This window comes from Mesorhizobium sp. M0016 (assembly GCF_040324035.1).
In the GTDB taxonomy this organism is placed as follows: Bacteria; Pseudomonadota; Alphaproteobacteria; order Rhizobiales; family Rhizobiaceae; genus Mesorhizobium.
In genome coordinates, this window is sequence record NZ_JAMYVM010000015.1 from 122,024 (window position 1) to 135,313 (window position 13,290).

17 protein-coding genes are annotated in these 13,290 nt (G+C 63.3%); 10 read left to right on the top strand and 7 right to left on the bottom strand.

Annotated elements, in window-relative coordinates:
- Positions 1-9: 9 nt before the first annotated feature.
- From NKJ88_RS21280 to NKJ88_RS21300, 5 genes are all read right to left on the bottom strand, one after another.
- Positions 10-1,146, bottom strand: a complete 1,137-nt coding sequence (locus NKJ88_RS21280; protein WP_352445304.1) for a sterol desaturase family protein — start codon at positions 1,144-1,146, stop codon at positions 10-12.
- A gap of 167 nt (positions 1,147-1,313) precedes the next feature.
- The gene (locus NKJ88_RS21285; protein WP_352445306.1) at positions 1,314-1,865 is read right to left on the bottom strand and encodes a chloramphenicol phosphotransferase CPT family protein; all 552 of its coding nucleotides are present in this window, start codon (positions 1,863-1,865) and stop codon (positions 1,314-1,316) included.
- Positions 1,866-1,908: 43 nt separating this feature from the next.
- Positions 1,909-2,769, bottom strand: a complete 861-nt coding sequence (locus NKJ88_RS21290; RefSeq protein ID WP_352445308.1) for a lytic transglycosylase domain-containing protein — start codon at positions 2,767-2,769, stop codon at positions 1,909-1,911.
- Positions 2,770-2,772: 3 nt separating this feature from the next.
- Entirely contained in the window at positions 2,773-4,026 is a 1,254-nt protein-coding gene (ispG, locus tag NKJ88_RS21295; protein ID WP_023825021.1) for a flavodoxin-dependent (E)-4-hydroxy-3-methylbut-2-enyl-diphosphate synthase, read from the bottom strand.
- Positions 4,027-4,312: 286 nt separating this feature from the next.
- The gene (locus NKJ88_RS21300) at positions 4,313-4,492 is read right to left on the bottom strand and encodes a YdcH family protein (protein ID WP_023684024.1); all 180 of its coding nucleotides are present in this window, start codon (positions 4,490-4,492) and stop codon (positions 4,313-4,315) included.
- A gap of 239 nt (positions 4,493-4,731) precedes the next feature.
- Here NKJ88_RS21300 and NKJ88_RS21305 point away from each other — a divergent pair, with 239 nt between their 5' ends.
- Positions 4,732-4,935, top strand: a complete 204-nt coding sequence (locus NKJ88_RS21305) for a YdcH family protein (protein ID WP_023673103.1) — start codon at positions 4,732-4,734, stop codon at positions 4,933-4,935.
- A gap of 24 nt (positions 4,936-4,959) precedes the next feature.
- Here NKJ88_RS21305 and NKJ88_RS21310 read toward each other — a convergent pair whose 3' ends face one another.
- On the bottom strand, positions 4,960-5,775 hold the full coding sequence (locus NKJ88_RS21310) for an IclR family transcriptional regulator (RefSeq protein ID WP_023673104.1): 816 nt from the start codon (positions 5,773-5,775) through the stop codon (positions 4,960-4,962).
- 156 nt (positions 5,776-5,931) lie between these two features.
- On the opposite strand from NKJ88_RS21310, the gene NKJ88_RS21315 reads away from it, so the two are divergent.
- The 8 genes from NKJ88_RS21315 (at position 5,932) to NKJ88_RS21350 (ending at position 12,397) form a co-directional block, all read left to right on the top strand.
- Complete coding sequence (locus tag NKJ88_RS21315) at positions 5,932-6,762, top strand: transporter substrate-binding protein (RefSeq protein ID WP_023673105.1); 831 nt, start codon at positions 5,932-5,934, stop codon at positions 6,760-6,762.
- 69 nt (positions 6,763-6,831) lie between these two features.
- Positions 6,832-7,497, top strand: coding sequence for an amino acid ABC transporter permease (locus NKJ88_RS21320; protein WP_023673106.1), 666 nt, complete (start codon positions 6,832-6,834; stop codon positions 7,495-7,497).
- Between the two features lies 1 nt (position 7,498).
- The gene (locus NKJ88_RS21325) at positions 7,499-8,149 is read left to right on the top strand and encodes an amino acid ABC transporter permease (RefSeq protein WP_023684027.1); all 651 of its coding nucleotides are present in this window, start codon (positions 7,499-7,501) and stop codon (positions 8,147-8,149) included.
- Positions 8,150-8,153: 4 nt separating this feature from the next.
- Entirely contained in the window at positions 8,154-8,948 is a 795-nt protein-coding gene (locus tag NKJ88_RS21330) for an amino acid ABC transporter ATP-binding protein (RefSeq protein ID WP_023673108.1), read from the top strand.
- Between the two features lie 116 nt (positions 8,949-9,064).
- Positions 9,065-9,526, top strand: a complete 462-nt coding sequence (locus NKJ88_RS21335; protein WP_023673109.1) for a RidA family protein — start codon at positions 9,065-9,067, stop codon at positions 9,524-9,526.
- A gap of 20 nt (positions 9,527-9,546) precedes the next feature.
- Positions 9,547-10,752, top strand: a complete 1,206-nt coding sequence (locus NKJ88_RS21340; RefSeq protein WP_031197096.1) for an aminotransferase class V-fold PLP-dependent enzyme — start codon at positions 9,547-9,549, stop codon at positions 10,750-10,752.
- A gap of 74 nt (positions 10,753-10,826) precedes the next feature.
- Positions 10,827-11,324 carry a 5-(carboxyamino)imidazole ribonucleotide mutase gene (purE, locus tag NKJ88_RS21345; protein ID WP_023752880.1) on the top strand — a complete coding sequence of 166 codons (498 nt, stop codon included), beginning with the start codon at positions 10,827-10,829 and terminating at the stop codon, positions 11,322-11,324.
- Complete coding sequence (locus NKJ88_RS21350) at positions 11,321-12,397, top strand: 5-(carboxyamino)imidazole ribonucleotide synthase (RefSeq protein ID WP_023825023.1); 1,077 nt, start codon at positions 11,321-11,323, stop codon at positions 12,395-12,397. Before purE ends, NKJ88_RS21350 begins: the two co-directional genes overlap by 4 nt.
- A gap of 38 nt (positions 12,398-12,435) precedes the next feature.
- On the opposite strand, the gene NKJ88_RS21355 is transcribed toward NKJ88_RS21350, so the two are convergent.
- A complete protein-coding gene (locus NKJ88_RS21355) occupies positions 12,436-13,059 on the bottom strand; it encodes a lysozyme inhibitor LprI family protein (RefSeq protein WP_245260135.1) in 624 nt (207 codons plus the stop codon).
- A gap of 47 nt (positions 13,060-13,106) precedes the next feature.
- Here NKJ88_RS21355 and ykgO point away from each other — a divergent pair, with 47 nt between their 5' ends.
- Positions 13,107-13,232 carry a type B 50S ribosomal protein L36 gene (ykgO, locus tag NKJ88_RS21360; protein WP_006327841.1) on the top strand — a complete coding sequence of 42 codons (126 nt, stop codon included), beginning with the start codon at positions 13,107-13,109 and terminating at the stop codon, positions 13,230-13,232.
- Positions 13,233-13,290 lie beyond the last annotated feature (58 nt).

Sequence of the window (13,290 nt, forward strand, 5' to 3'; positions counted from 1 at the left end):
GGCTCCAGTCTAGCCGCGCCGGAAGGGATAGAGGAATTGCTGCCAGTATCCGTTCGGAACGGGATGTCCGTGAATGCCGTAGCCGTTCGGCCAGCGCCCTTCGGGCATATGATGGGTGCCGAACAGCCGGTCGAGCAGCGGGAAATGGATGGCGAAATTTACGTCGATCGCTTCTTTTTCGAGGCCGTGATGCCAGTGGTGGTAACGCGGCGACACCAGCACCTTTTCGACTGGACCGAAACTGGTTCCGATGTTGGAATGGATGAACGACGAATAGACGTAGACGATCAATATATACGTCTGGATAGCCGATTCATCGAACCCCAGCACGAACATCGGGGTGGCCGTCAGGCTGCGCAGCACGATGATTTCCAGGAAATGCATGCGCGCACCGGCAATCCAGTCCATCGACTTGGCGGAATGGTGCACGGCATGGAACTTCCACAGCCAGGGAATGCGATGAAAGGCCCGATGCACCCAATATTGGGCAAGGTCGGTCAGGAACATCACCGCCAGCAGTTGCACCAGCCACGGCAAGCCGTGGACCCAGGCGCGCACCGAACCAAGGGCGCCCTGTGCATTGACGAAGTTGGACGGCGCCAAGGTCAGGTAGGTCAAAATCTGCACCAGCAGCGACGAGACCAGATAGTAGAACAGGTCCTCGCGCCATTCGTCGCGGAACACGGTCTGATCCTTGTTGCGCGCGAAAAGACGTTCGAGCGGGACGAACAGCACACCCATGAACAAGGCGTTCAGGATGAAGAAATCGAGCCCGAAGAACACCCCGTCGATGTGCAGTTGATGGCGCACCGGAAGCATGCCGACCAGCGACGCCAGCAGCACAGTGAACATCGCTGCCGCGCCGAGCGTCTTTTGCCTGCGCAGCGTCATGCTGAGGATCGCCAGGATATAGCCGGAGATGAGGACGAAATAGAGCACCGGCTTGAAGAACAGCATCTGGTGGATGGGGGCCAGATCCGGCATCGATGTAAGCGACGGGTAGCGCAGCACGATGACCATCAGCAGGGCGGTGACCCCGGCAAGCAAGCCAATCGAGCCGGACAGCCAGCCAGAACCGAACGGCCGTTTGGCGCGCGGCGTTTCAAGTTCCCTTACAACGCGTCTAAGGAAATTTGCCACCGCCATGATGCTCCCCCTTTAACGGCCCCCAAAGCTCTCGCCAGAAATTTCGCCCCCTCTTGCTACAGCAAGGCTCATTAATATTTAATCGACACGACCCCGCACATCAGGGGCAACTATCGGCTTTTCAGGCGATTGGAAAAGCTGTGATCGCAGCAAAAGAACACCAGCCACTATAATCGGAATCTTTCCTGGATGCGACGGGCGCATTCGAGCAGCGTCAGCCGGCTGGTATCGACTTCGAGGTCGTAGTCCGTGCCCTTGTGGACGCGCTCATATTGCCAGCGCGCCAGACCGGGCAGCCTGTCGGCGCGCGTGGCTTCCCGCGCTTCCAGCACCTCCAGCGGCGCCATGACGCCGACCAGATGCAGGTCAAAGCTCGACAGCAACTTGCGGTACTCCAATATCTCGTCGTTGAAGATCACGTCGTCGACGATGAGATTGTTGCCTTGCCCGGCCATGGCGGCGATGGCGTGGCGCATGCCGCGCATGGTGCGCGCGCCAACCGGCCCGCTCCTGATCACCACCGACTGCTTGCCGTCTTCCAGCACCGTCTCGAAGGAGAACCCGTCGGCATGATCCTGCAGCGCCTGCGGCAGCATCTCGAGGAAGGCATCCATCTGGACATGCAGGAAGGGTTCAGCGGTGATCGTCTGCAGCGCCCTGGCGATCGAACTCTTGCCGGCGCTGCCGACGCCATTGAGCAGGACGATTTTGGCCGTCATGTCGCAAAATCCCTTCCGAATATCCGCCGTGCGGCGATCATGCCTACCGGTTGCGCACGACGATGCAGGCGCCACCGATGCTTTGCAGTTTCTGGCAGATGGCATTGGCAGCAGTCCGGTCGTCGACGCCGATCCTGACGGCATAAATGCCGCGCCGGCCGATCGGCGTGCGCACCCGGCTGACCACGGGATCATGCCCGGACAAGAGGGCCGGAAACCGGCTCCTGACCCTGAGCCACTGATTGATCGCCGCACCCCTGCGGAAGTTGCCGGCCACCTGCACGCCCCACGGCTTCACATTGATCGAGGCCATCGCCACGGTTCTCGACATGATCACCGGCAGTTTGCGGCAGGCGACCGCGAAGCTGGTTTTCGCATCGAGCGGCTCGACCGTTCCGGCGTAGGCGCTGTCGGAGAACTTGTCGGCCGGTTCGCCCATGATGTCGAAGACGTAGCTCTCGGTTTCCATCGGCAGGAAACCGCCGGAACTCAGCCAGCGAGAAACGCGGCTCTCGCCGGCATTGTAGGCAGCGGCGGCCAGGCCGAGATTGCCGAAGCCGGTCTTCATTTCGGCGAGGTATTTTGCCGAGGCCGGGATTGCTTGCTCGATGTCGAAGGAATTGGCCAGGCCGCGCATCTTGGCCGTGCCCGGCATGAACTGGGCGATGCCTTCGGCGCCGACAGGGCTCACCGCGTTGGGGTCGAAGCGGCTTTCCTTCCAGATCAGACGGGCGAAGTAATCCTTGGGCAGGCCGTTCTGCTCGGCATGCGTTTCGATCAGGTCGCAGACGCGGCCGATCAATCGCTTCGCCGCCGAGCGCGATTGCGGCGGATCGGCCAGGGCAGCGGTCGACCATGACAGACCGCAAAGCAGGATCAGCGTCGCCCTGAGGAAACGCCGCATCATCTATTCCGCGGCGGCCTTGCCGTGCTGCCCAAACCGTTGCTCGATATAATCGGCGACCATTTTTTCGAAATCCGCTGCGATCGAGGGACCGCGCAGCGTCGCCGACTTCTTGCCGTCGACGAAGACGGGCGCGGTCGGCGTCTCGCCGGTGCCGGGCAGCGAAATACCGATATCGGCGTGCTTGGATTCGCCCGGGCCGTTGACGATGCAGCCCATCACCGCGACCTTGAGGTTCTCGACGCCGGGAAATTTCTCCCGCCAGACCGGCATGTTCTTGCGCAAATCGGCCTGGATGTTCTGGGCGAGTTCCTGGAACACGGTGGATGTCGTGCGGCCGCAGCCGGGGCAAGCGGCGACGATCGGCACGAACTGACGGAAGCCCATGGTCTGCAGCAGTTCCTGCGAGACCTGCACCTCGCGAGTGCGATCGCCATTCGGCTCCGGCGTCAGCGAGATGCGGATGGTGTCGCCAATGCCTTGCTGCAAGAGGATGCCCATGGCCGCCGACGAGGCGACGATGCCCTTGGAGCCCATGCCGGCTTCGGTGAGGCCGAGATGCAGCGCATGGTTGGAACGCGTGGCAAGCTCGGTGTAGACGGCGATCAAATCCTGCACGCCGCTGACCTTGGCCGACAGGATGATCTTTTCGCGGGCGAGGCCTATCTCTTCAGCCATTTCGGCCGACAGGATCGCCGACTGCACGATCGCCTCGCGGGTTACTTCCTGCGCCGTCAGCGGGAAGCCTTGGCGCTGGTTCTCGTCCATCAGCCGGGTGAGCAACTCCTGATCGAGCGACCCCCAATTGACGCCGATGCGCACCGGCTTGTCATGCCTGATCGCCATTTCGACGATCGCCGCGAACTGGCGGTCCCTCTTGTCCTTGAAGCCGACATTGCCGGGATTGATGCGGTATTTGGCCAGCGCCTCGGCGCAGTCCGGATGGTCGGCCAGCAGCTTGTGGCCGATATAGTGGAAGTCGCCGACCAGCGGCACATTGATGCCGAGCCGCTCGAGCCGTTCGCGGATGCGCGGCACGGCGGCGGCGCTCTCGTCACGATCGACGGTGATGCGCACGATCTCGGAGCCAGCGCGATGCAAAGCCGCAACCTGCGCGACGGTCTGGTCGATATCGGCCGTGTCGGTGTTAGTCATCGACTGCACGACGACCGGCGCGCCGCCGCCGACGACCACGCCGCCGACATCGACGCCGACCGATGTCCGGCGCCCAAAGGGGGAGGAAAAATACCCGGTCATGCCGGCAGCCTCTTGATCACCCGAGCGACACACGTCCACGTCGACGCACGCTCAATCAGCTATCAGCGCATAGCGCTGAGGTTCGGGCATGAGGTGGAGGAGCAAAGATGGCTTGTCAATGGCGACAGACAAGCAGAGCCGCCAAATCGCAGCAGCGCGGCGACCCCACAGACGGGTTTCGCCGGCAACAGTATCGGAATCAGTAGCAAACACAGGCCTCCGGCGGCATGTCGCCACCGGAGCGATAGTCACGCGCCAAGGCGGCGCGTCTAATCCTGGAAGGGCGTCAGTGTCTCGTCGGTTTCGCCTTCAGTTTTTCAATCTCGTCCTTGAGTGCCAGCTTGCGTCGCTTCAGATTCACGATTTCGAGGTCGTCGACCGATGGATGGTTCATCGCATCGTCGATCTCGCGTTCGATATCACCGTGTTTCCGCTGCAACTCATCAAGATGGGATGCAAGAGACATGATTGGTTCTCCCTTTCATGGTTTCCTCGATTGCAGCCGTCAAAGGCACGTCCACCGCAGGTCGCATCTGTGACGGCACCATGACAGTCTGCCACCATCCGGCTGCGATGTCGAATGCTGCGTGGTAGCATTCCACGACAATGTGATATGTGATATTGGCTGCGCGCCGGCGGCAATTGATGCCGCCCCCGCCCAATCATGCCCATTGCCGGGCGCCGCAGACATGCAGACGGTAGAGAATGTCCGACCAGGAAAAGGCCGATGTCCGCCTCGAATTTTCCCGCCTGAAGCAGGAGCATGCCGATTTCGACGCGGCCATCAATGCGATGATCGCCATGGGCTGCGACCCCTTGCAGATCCAGCGCATGAAGAAGAAGAAGCTTTTCCTCAAGGACCGGCTGATGGCGCTGGAAGACAAGATCATTCCGGATATCATCGCTTAGCCGACGGCCTCGGGGCCTAACTGCTCACCCCGCTATCGACAGCCGCGCCGCGCGATGGCGCAGCAACGTCAGCAATTCGTCGGTCTTCTCCGCTGAAGTGTCGATCGGCACCACCAGGCACATCGTCGCCTCGACCTTGCCGGCGGCCGCGAAGACAGGGGCGGCCAGGCATTTGGTGTAGGCGTCGACCAGCCCCGAAGTGATGCAATAGCCGGTCGTTCTGGCCGTCGCGATATCGGCAATGAAGTCGTCGAACTGCAGCCTGCGGCCGTCGGGCAGCAAAAGGTCGTCTTCCGAGACCATGTCCTGGATGGCGGCCCTTTCCAATCCGGCCAGAAGCAGCCGCCCCGATGCCGTCCATGGCAGCGGGATCTGCAAGCCAGTGGCCGAGCTGATGCGGAACGGCCTGGTGCCGGGGCTGGAATGGACGATGGTATAGCGCCCGCTTTGCAGCATGCACAATTCGGAGGTCTCGCCGGTCTCGCGCGACAGATTGTCGACCTCCTGCCGGCCCCGCCTAAGCAGGTCGTTGCCCCTGACATAGTCCATCCCATAGAGGTAGAGCTTCTTGCCGAAATAGACCCGGTTGCCGTCGCCCTCCATCTCCAGGAGACCCGCATCGACCAGCGAACGCACCAGCGTATAGGTGGTGGAGCGCGGCGCATTCACCCCCTTGGCGAGATCGCCAATGCCGATGGCGCGCTGCGTGACATGCAGGAATTCCAGGATCTCCAGCACCCGGTTGAGGCCCTTCTCGCGCGAGCCGGAGGTCTTGTCGGGCGTCGGGCTCTCGGCTGGACCAAGCTCCGCCCGATCCGTGAGTCCATTGCTGTCTTGCATAACTGATTCCTGATGTTAGTATCTGTCTTGTATAGGATACATGTGTCTATTGTAAGAGACAATTCAGGTCGGCGACACGTGTGTCTGTAAGGGGAACTCAAACAACAGGAGGTCGCAGTGAACGACGCATCCAAGCGAGATTTTCTGAAACTGGGCATGGCCGGGCTTGCAACGGCGGGCGTGATGACCGCTGTCAGCGCCGAAAAGGCGGCGGCACAAGCCGCATCCGACAGCGTTCTGCGCACCGCGCTTGACCGCGGCAAGCTGATCGTCGGCACCGGCAGCACCAACGCGCCATGGCATTTCGAAAACGATGCCGGCGAGCTGGTCGGCATGGACATCACCATGGGCCGCATCCTGGCCAAGGGTCTGTTCGACGATCCGAGCAAGGTCGAGTTCGTCATGCAAGATCCGGCGCAGCGCATCCCCAATGTCACCACCAACAAGGTCGACATTACCATCCAGTTCATGACCATGACCGCGCAGCGCTCGCAGCTAATCCACTTCTCCAGGCCATACTATGTCGAGGGCGTCGCCCTGCTGACGCTGCCGACGGCGGAAAACAAGACCTTCGACAAGCTGCTCGCCGGCGGTTCGGCGACGCGCATCTCGATCCTGCAGAATGTCGACGCCGAAAGCTCGGTCCATTACGCCCTGCCGGAGGCGCAGGTGCTGCAGATCGACACCCAGGCCAATGTGCTGCAGGCACTGGAATCGAAACGCGCCGATGCCGCCGCTGTCGATCTTTCAACCGTGCGCTGGCTGGCCTCGCGCAACCCCGACAAATATTTCGATGCCGGCAAGAGCTGGTACTCGATGCTCTACGGCGCGGCGGTCAGGCAGGGCGACCTGGACTGGCTGACCTTCGTCAACCAGACCTTCACCATCGCCATGTTCGGCCATGAGACCGCACTCTACGACGCCGCCTTCAAGGACTATTTCGGCCAAGAGCCGCCGGCCCGCCATCCGGGTTTCCCGGTTGTCTGACAAGTGCTGGCGGAAGGGTTAGCCCTTCCGCCTTCTAGTTCGCATCCCCTTGGTTATTGCGGGAGACGCATGGGCTATACGCTCAACTTCAACCTGATCTGGCGGCATTTCGACAAGCTGTGGGGCGGCCTTCTGCTCAGCCTCGAGCTTGCCGTGATTTCGATTGCCATCGGCGTCGTCATCGGCCTGATGCTGGCGGTCTGGTATGTCTCGGCCGGACGCGTGGTGCGCGCCATCATTGCGGCTTACGTCGAATTCATCCGCAACGTGCCGCTGATCCTGCTCGTCTATCTCGTCTTCTACGGCCTGCCGACGGTGATCGACGTCGCCTACGACGCGCCGACCTCGTTCGTGCTGACGCTGTCGGTCTATAGCGGCGCCTATCTGGTCGAGGTGTTCCGCTCCGGCCTGGAAGCCGTGCCGCGCGGCCAGCTCGATGCCGGCAAAGCCATCGGCCTGACGCCCTGGCAGCGGCTGGTTCATGTGCGCCTGCCGACCATGCTGCGCATCACGCTGCCGGCGCTGTCCAACACCTTCATCTCGCTGTTCAAGGACACGTCGATCGCCTCGGTGATCTCGGTGCCCGAGCTCACCTTCGGCGCCCAGTGGATCAACTTCAACACCTTCCGCATCGTCGAGGTCTATCTGGTGACGACGGCGATGTATCTGGTGACCGGTTACACCCTGCTGTTCGGACTGCGGCTGGTCGAACGCCGGTTCAGGGCTGCGCGCTGACATGCTGAGCCAGATCCTCTACGCCGTACCGTTCCTCGCCCAGGGCTTCGCCATCACTTTGTGGGTGTCGCTGCTGGTCGTGGTGCTGTCGCTGATTGCCGGCGTCGCGCTCGGCGTCGGCCTGGTCTACGGCCCGGCGCCGCTGCGCTGGGCCGTGCGCATCTTCTCCGACACCATCCGCGGCATCCCGATCCTGGTGCTGATGTTCTTCGTCTATTACGGCCTGCCGGCCATCGGCCTGCATCTGCAATCCTTCTCGGCGGCGGTGCTGGCGCTGACCTTGTTCAAGACGGCGCAGGTCATTGAGTATCTCCGGGGCGCCGTCGGCTCTATTCCCAAGGGCCAGTCAGAAGCGGCGATGGCCATTGGGCTGACTTTTCGCCAGCGGCTCACCTACGTCATCTTTCCGCAGGCCTTCCGGCGCTTCCTGCCGCCCTGGATCAACGGCGTCACCGATGCGGTCAAGGGCAGCGCCCTGGTCTCGCTGCTCGGCATCACCGACCTGATGCAGGCGATCAACCAGGTCATCGGCCGCACCTATGAGGCGATGCCGCTCTACATCCTCGGCGCCTTGATCTATTTCGCCGTCAACTATGCGCTTTCCTACGCCAGCCGGCGGCTGGAACGGCGCTTTGCCTTCATCCGGGACTAGCACGATGGCCACAAGCTCGAACGACAATGCTGCCCTTCTCGACATTGCCGGGGTCTCGAAAGCCTTTGGTTCGGTCGAGGTGCTTCGCTCGGTCAGCCTCAAGGTGGACAGGGGCGAGGTGGTCACCGTCATCGGCCCTTCCGGCAGCGGCAAGACCACCCTGCTGCGCTGCGTCAACTTTCTCGAAAGCTACGACTCAGGCTCGATCCGAATCGACGGCAAGGAGGTCGGTTTTCGTGAGGCCGGCGCGCGCCAGCGGCGCAGCGAGCGCGACCTTGCCAATATGCGCGCCGAAACCGGCATGGTGTTCCAGAGCTTCAACCTGTTTCCGCACCTCACCGCCGCCGGCAACATCATGCTCGGCCTCACCAAGGTGCGCGGCAAGAGCAAGGCCGAGGCGCGCCAGATCGCCGAGCATTGGCTGAGCCGCGTCGGCCTGGCCCACAAGGCCGACAGCCTGCCGGCGGAACTCTCCGGGGGCCAGCAGCAGCGCGTCGGCATAGCGCGGGCAGTCGCCATGGAGCCGAAGATCCTGCTGCTCGACGAGATCACCTCCGCGCTCGATCCCGAATTGGTCGGCGAGGTGCTGGCCGTTGTGCGCAGCCTGGCCGAAGACGGCATGACCATGGTGATGGTCACGCACGAGATGGCCTTCGCCCGCGACGCTTCGAGCCGCATTGTCTTCATGGCCGATGGCGGTGTCAGCGCTGTTGGCCCGCCGAAGGAGATCCTTGCCGAAGAGACCACCAATGAGCGCCTCCGCTCTTTCCTGGCGCGCTTCCGCGCCTCCCATTTCTGACATGGGCGGCCCAAAGCAATTCCAGGAGAAGTGTAAGCGGTTTTCCCGGGAAAGCGCGAAGCGCTTTCCCCTGGGAATTGCGTAAAACAACAGGCCGGCCCAAGGAGAATTCTTCCATGACGCCTTACATCCGGCTCGCCGAACTCGGCCTGACGCTGCCCGAGCCGCCGACACCGATCGCCAATTTCGTCACCCATGCGGAAAGCGGCCGGCTGATCTTTCTTTCGGGTCAAGGGCCGCTGCGCGCCGACGGCACGCTGTGCACCGGCAAGGTCGGCGAGGACGTCACCGTCGAGCAGGCCTATGAGCATGCCCGCCTCACCGGCCTCAACCTGCTCGCCGTCATGCACGCCGCCGCCGGCGATCTCGGCCGCATCGTGCGCGTCGTCAAATTGCTCGGCTTCGTCAATGCGACGCCGACCTTCAGCGACCACCCGAAAGTGGTCAATGGCTGCTCGGACCTGTTCGCCAGCGTCTTCGACAAGATCGGCGGCCATGCCCGCTCGGCGATCGGGGTCGGCTCGCTGCCTGGAAACATCACCGTCGAAATCGAAGCGGTCGTCGAGATCGCCGCCTGACCGTCAAGGGATTGCTGAACATGAAAACCTATTCCGACACCGGCTCCAACACCACGATCCGTGAACGGCTGGGACTGCGGCCGATCATCAACGTCTCCGGCACGATGACGACGCTCGGCGCCTCGATCATCGTTCCCGAGGCGATCAGCGCCATGGCCGAGATCGCCTCGCAATGGGTGGAGATGGACGATCTGCAGCGCGCCGCAAGCGTGATCACCGCCCGCCTCACCGGCGGCGAGGCCGGCTTCATCACCGCCTGCTGCGCCTCAGGCATCACAATGGCGATCGCCGGGGCGATGACCGGCACCAATTTGCTGGCGATCGAACGGCTGCCCGACGATACCGAAGGGCTGAAGTCCGAAGTCGTCATCCAGCTCGGCCATATCGTCAATTACGGCGCACCGATCGACCAGTCGATCCGCGTCGCCGGCGCCAAGGTCATTCCGGCCGGCACGGTCAGCGTCACGCAGGATTATCATGTGCGCGAGGCTATCAACGAGCGCACGGCGGCGGCGCTCTACGTCGTGGCGCACCACACCGTGCAATACGGCATGCTTTCCCTTGAGGAATTCTGCGATATCTGCCACGCCAGGGGCGTGCCGGTGATCGTCGATGCGGCTTCCGAATATGACCTGCGCAGCTTCCTGGCGCGCGGCGCCGACATCGTCGTCTATAGCGGCCACAAATTCCTTTCGGGGCCGACCAGCGGCATCGTCACCGGCCGCAAGGATCTGGTCCGCGCCGCCTATCTGCAGAACCGCGGCGTCGCCCGCGCCATGAAGGTCGGCAAGGAAAGCATCGCCGGCACCATCGCGGCGCTCGAAGCCTGGGAAAAGCGCGACCATGCCGGCATCCGCCGACGCGAGGAAGCGGCGCTCCATCTATGGAGGGATTCGCTGCAGGGAATACCCGGCATCGTCGCAAACATCATTCCCGACCCGACCGCCAATCCGCTCGACCGGCTGCAGATCTTCGTCTCCCCCGAAAGCCGCTTCAGTGCCGCCGGCCTCGCCTCGGCATTGGCGGCCGGATCGCCGCCCATCATCGTGCGCAACCACGAAGTCGAGCGTGGCCATTTCTTCCTCGACCCGTGCAACCTGCACCCAGGCGAGGCCGAGATCGTCGCCGAACGCCTCCGCGCCGTGCTCACCGCGGCCGACAGGCCGGCGGATGCGATGAGACAGCCGCGAAAGGATTCATCCGGCGCCCTGCGCTGGCCGGACTAGGCTGCGGCGGCCGCCATCCTTGCGGGCCAGCCCGAATTCCGCTAAGGCGCGCCTTTACCGCCGGGAGCATGCGCTTGACCGACCACCGCGCCGACGTCGCCATCATCATGGGCAGCCAGTCCGACTGGGCGACGATGCGCCACGCCGCCGAAACGCTGGAGGCGCTGGGCATTCCGCACAAGCGGCTGATCGTCTCCGCCCACCGCACCCCGGACCGCCTCTATGATTTCGCCAAGGGCGCCAAGGCGGCCGGCTACAAGGTGATCATCGCCGGCGCCGGCGGCGCCGCCCACCTGCCCGGCATGACGGCGGCGATGACGCCGCTGCCGGTGTTCGGCGTGCCGGTCGAATCGAAGGCGCTGTCCGGCCAGGATTCGCTGCTCTCCATCGTCCAGATGCCGGCCGGCATTCCGGTCGGCACGCTTGCCATCGGCAAGGCGGGTGCGGCCAACGCCGCCCTTCTGGCGGCCGCCGTGCTGGCGCTGAACGACGAAGAACTTGCCGCCCGCCTGGATGCCTGGCGCGCCGCCCAAACCGCCAGGGTCGCCACCGAACCGACGGACGCGCCGTGAGCCTGCCCGCGGGATCGAGCATCGGCATCATCGGCGGCGGCCAGCTCGGCCGCATGCTGGCTGTCGCCGCAGCGCGCCTCGGCTACCGCACAATTATCCTCGAACCGCAGGCCGATTGCCCGGCGGCTCAGGTCGCCAACCGCCAGATCACCGCCGCCTATGACGATGCGGACGCCCTTGCCGAACTGGCGGCAGTCAGCGCCGTCGTCACCTACGAATTCGAGAATGTGCCGGTAGCGGCTGCCGGCGCGCTCGCCGCCAAGGTCCCGGTCTATCCGCTGCCCAGGGCGTTGGAAGTCGCCCAGGACCGGGTGGCGGAGAAGCTATTCCTTAACAGCATCGGCATCAGGACAGCGGATTTCCGCTCCGTCGACAATGACGACGAGCTGACGGCGGCGCTGAGAGAGTTCGGTGGCAGCGGCATCTTGAAAACCCGCCGCATGGGCTATGACGGCAAGGGCCAGCGCGTCTTCCGCAACATGGAGACGGGCGGCTTTGCCGGCACATGCGAGACCATGGGCAATGTGCCGCTGATCCTCGAATCCTTCGTCGCTTTCGAGCGAGAAATCTCGGTCATCGCCGCGCGCGGGTTGGACGGCGCGGTCGCCGCCTACGATCCGGCTGAGAACGTCCACCGCGACGGCATCCTGCATACCTCGACCCTGCCGGCCCAGATCAGGCTGGAGACGGCGGCGACGGCACAGGGGGCGGCGGCGAAAATCCTGTCGGCCCTCGACTATGTCGGCGTCATCGGCGTCGAGTTCTTCGTTCTTGCCGATGGCACGCTGCTGGCCAACGAAATGGCGCCGCGCGTGCACAATTCCGGCCACTGGACGGAAGCCGCCTGCATCGTTTCGCAATTCGAGCAGCATATCCGGGCCATTGCCGGCCTGCCGCTGGGCAACCCTGGCCGGCATTCAAACTGCGTCATGGAAAACCTGATCGGCGACGATGTGCTGCGCGTACCCGCTTTGCTCGCCGAGCCCGATCTGATGCTGCATCTCTACGGCAAGGCGGAAGCGCGCCCAGGCCGCAAGATGGGCCATTTCACGCGCATCAGCCGCCGTAGCTAAGCCATTCCGGCACTTTGCGCGAGGGCGTGGCTCGAGCCCTATTGCAACTCGTTGTTCAGATCCCCGTCTTCGTCGGGGCTGGCGCAACTCGCATCGCCTTCCCTACAATTGGCGCCCGCGGTGAGCTGTTTGATGCGCTGGTCCGTCAGTTCGGTCAGGCATTGTGAAACCTCCATCGGATGGATGGAGCCGCCTTCGCTGTCTGTCGTCGTATAGGCGCATTCGGTGTCGCGGAAGGCGATCCAGGCGCGTTGCGCGACCTGCAGCAGCTTCCTGCCCTTGTCGTCGTTGCGACCGATGAGATCCTTGTAGGCCTGGTTGAGCTTGGCATCGGCCGCCTGATAGTCCTCGCCGGCGCAGATGTTCATCATCTGCTGGCTGTCGTCGTTGCGGTCGCATTCCTGCGCCTGCGCGGTGGATGCCGCTGCCATAACGGCAAGGCTCGCGGACACAAACAACAGGCGCATGGAGGTCTCCAAATCGGCTTGCGGGTGCCGCACCATTCCAGCCCGCCTTCGGCCGCGCAATGGCGTGGAGCCGAGATGGCGGATATTTGATTGCCAAAGCCATTCTCGGCCTCTATCCAGCACGCTTGCGGTTGACACGGGCAAGGCTCCTCGTTTATGAGCCACCGCAAGTTCAAAGGCGCGCTTTTCAGGCACGCCTTAATAATTCGGCCCGGACAGGGCCCAGACCGACGGGCAAGACCATGAAGATCAAGAATTCGCTCAAGGCGCTGAAGGCGCGTCACCGCGACAACCAGCTGGTTCGCCGCAAGGGCCGCGTCTACATCATCAACAAGACCGCTCCGCGCTACAAGGCGCGCCAGGGCTGAGCGTTCGGCCGGGGGCTCGTTGCCTCCGTCCATATGATGGTAATTCCCTGGTTTCAGG

What these genes read in the sequence shown, in the direction of transcription:
- NKJ88_RS21280 (WP_352445304.1), bottom strand. Translation starts at nt 1,146, where the DNA reads ATGGCGGTGGCAAATTTCCTTAGACGCGTTGTAAGGGAACTTGAAACG.
- NKJ88_RS21285 (WP_352445306.1), bottom strand. Translation starts at nt 1,865, where the DNA reads ATGACGGCCAAAATCGTCCTGCTCAATGGCGTCGGCAGCGCCGGCAAG.
- NKJ88_RS21290 (WP_352445308.1), bottom strand. Translation starts at nt 2,769, where the DNA reads ATGCGGCGTTTCCTCAGGGCGACGCTGATCCTGCTTTGCGGTCTGTCA.
- ispG (WP_023825021.1), bottom strand. Translation starts at nt 4,026, where the DNA reads ATGACCGGGTATTTTTCCTCCCCCTTTGGGCGCCGGACATCGGTCGGC.
- NKJ88_RS21300 (WP_023684024.1), bottom strand. Translation starts at nt 4,492, where the DNA reads ATGTCTCTTGCATCCCATCTTGATGAGTTGCAGCGGAAACACGGTGAT.
- NKJ88_RS21305 (WP_023673103.1), top strand. Translation starts at nt 4,732, where the DNA reads ATGTCCGACCAGGAAAAGGCCGATGTCCGCCTCGAATTTTCCCGCCTG.
- NKJ88_RS21310 (WP_023673104.1), bottom strand. Translation starts at nt 5,775, where the DNA reads ATGCAAGACAGCAATGGACTCACGGATCGGGCGGAGCTTGGTCCAGCC.
- NKJ88_RS21315 (WP_023673105.1), top strand. Translation starts at nt 5,932, where the DNA reads ATGGCCGGGCTTGCAACGGCGGGCGTGATGACCGCTGTCAGCGCCGAA.
- NKJ88_RS21320 (WP_023673106.1), top strand. Translation starts at nt 6,832, where the DNA reads ATGGGCTATACGCTCAACTTCAACCTGATCTGGCGGCATTTCGACAAG.
- NKJ88_RS21325 (WP_023684027.1), top strand. Translation starts at nt 7,499, where the DNA reads ATGCTGAGCCAGATCCTCTACGCCGTACCGTTCCTCGCCCAGGGCTTC.
- NKJ88_RS21330 (WP_023673108.1), top strand. Translation starts at nt 8,154, where the DNA reads ATGGCCACAAGCTCGAACGACAATGCTGCCCTTCTCGACATTGCCGGG.
- NKJ88_RS21335 (WP_023673109.1), top strand. Translation starts at nt 9,065, where the DNA reads ATGACGCCTTACATCCGGCTCGCCGAACTCGGCCTGACGCTGCCCGAG.
- NKJ88_RS21340 (WP_031197096.1), top strand. Translation starts at nt 9,547, where the DNA reads ATGAAAACCTATTCCGACACCGGCTCCAACACCACGATCCGTGAACGG.
- ykgO (WP_006327841.1), top strand. Translation starts at nt 13,107, where the DNA reads ATGAAGATCAAGAATTCGCTCAAGGCGCTGAAGGCGCGTCACCGCGAC.